General features: G+C 63.9%; 1 protein-coding gene. It reads right to left on the reverse strand.

All coding sequences use genetic code 11. The annotated features are described in order from the left end of the window. Positions 1-32: 32 nt before the first annotated feature. A protein-coding gene (locus ACFQ50_RS24555; protein ID WP_377998232.1) for an IS3 family transposase occupies positions 33-1,180 on the reverse strand; the annotation gives its coding sequence in 2 pieces (ribosomal slippage) (positions 33-901 and positions 901-1,180; 1,149 coding nt in all). Between the last annotated feature and the right edge of the window lie 66 nt (positions 1,181-1,246).

Here is a 1,246-nt window from a genome sequence, read left to right on the forward strand (position 1 = left end):
GGGACTGCCCCGGCTTTTGTTGACTCGGGGTCTTAGGCCGCTGTGAGCGCGGTCCGGTTGATTGTTTCATATTCGATGGGCGTGAGTTTGCCCAGTCGTCTTTGCCGTCGCCGGCGGTGGTAGGTCCGCTCGATCCAGGTCGTAATGGCTAGCCGGAGGTCCCGCCTGGTGAGCCATCTCTGACGGTCCAGAACGTTCTTCTGCAGCAGCGAGAAGAACGACTCCATGGCGGCGTTGTCCGCGCATGCCCCGACCCGGCCCATGGATCCTGTGAGCCCGTGGTGCCGGAGCGATTCAACGAAGCGGCGGGACCGGAATTGGGACCCACGATCGGAGTGCACCACGGTCCCTGCCGGGCGGCGTGCCCGCACCGCGTTCTCCAGCGCAGTGACGGCCAGCGAGGACTTCATTCGGGAGTCCATCGAGTACCCGACGATCCTGCCGGAGTAGACGTCCTTGACCGCGCAGAGGTAGAGCTTCCCCTCGGCAGTGGGGTGTTCGGTGATGTCCGTCAGCCACAGCTCGTTCGGGGCGGCGGCGGTGAAGTCCCGCTCCACGAGGTCGTCGTGGACCGGTGGCCCGGGCTTCCGGTTCAGGCCCCGTTTCTTGGAGAAGACCGACCAGATGCCGTGGTCCCTGCATAAGCGCTGGACCCTGTTCTCACCCGCCACGATGCCTTTCCCGGGGAGCTCGTCAGCGATGAACCGGTATCCGAACGCCGGGTCATCGGCATGAATGTCCCGGGCGGCGTTGACCAGGTGCGCATCGACCCAGTCCCGTTCCGTCACCGGGTTGGTCTTCCACCGGTAATAGCCTTGCTTGCTGAACCCCAACACCCTGCAGGTCACCGCCACGGGAACACCGTCGGCGGCAAGATCCGTGACCAGCGGGTAGATCATTTTGGGTTGATGTCCCTGGCCAGATAGGCAGCAGCCCGGCGCAGAATCTCATTCTCCTGCTCCAACAAGCGGTTCCGCTTCTTCAGCTCCCGCACCTCAGCCGACTCCGCTCCCACGGTCCCGGCCGTCCCGGATTCCTTACGTTCGGCGATGGCGATCCAGCGCTTCAACGTCGTGACCGAAAGCCCGAAATCCTTCGCGATCTGCGCCAACGGCGCCTCGCCCTTGCGGGCCACATCAATAACATCCTGGCGGAACTCCGCCCCATACGGCGTGGGCATGGTCAACATCCTTCCACGAGCACAAGCTCGCTAGATCAAGGAGTCAACAAAACCGGGGGCAGTCCC

Source organism: Arthrobacter sp. NPDC056493, assembly GCF_042795115.1.
Classification (GTDB): domain Bacteria; phylum Actinomycetota; class Actinomycetes; order Actinomycetales; family Micrococcaceae; genus Arthrobacter.